Annotated in this window: 1 pseudogene; it reads left to right on the plus strand. The window is 62.3% G+C overall.

The features are described 5' to 3' along the window. Positions 1 to 477, plus strand: a pseudogene (locus LC490_RS24265) (DUF58 domain-containing protein); the annotation flags it as partial.

Here is a 477-nt window from a genome sequence, read left to right on the forward strand (position 1 = left end):
AATCGGCAGTCGCCGCCGAACTCGCCGCGCTGGCGGCGTGGATGGTTTTTCATGCCGGGGATCGGGTTGGCGGTCTGGTCTTCAACGACCAGCGTATCGACAGCATCGCGCCGTTGCGCAGTCGCAAGCGTGTCGAAGCGCTGCTCAGCCGCGTAGTGCAGCAAAACCGCGCGCTGAACGCCGGCAATCCCGACGCCGAAGATGAAGACCAATTGGACAAGGCCTTGCAGCGCTGCCTCGGTGTGGCCGGGCACGACCACTTGATCTGCATCGTCAGCGACTTTGCCGGCGCCGGTGAACGCACCTTGCAATTGATGCGGCAGCTGTCGGCGCACAACGATGTGATTGCCTTGCAGGTCTATGATCCGCTGGCGCTGAAACTGCCGAACAACGGTCGCCTCCTGGTCACCCAGGGCGAGTTGCAGGTCGAACTGGCGATCGAGAAACGTAACGTGCATCAGCCGCTGGGGGATTTTC

The organism is Lysobacter sp. ESA13C (assembly GCF_019970005.1).
In the GTDB taxonomy this organism is placed as follows: Bacteria; Pseudomonadota; Gammaproteobacteria; order Xanthomonadales; family Xanthomonadaceae; genus Lysobacter; species Lysobacter antibioticus_B.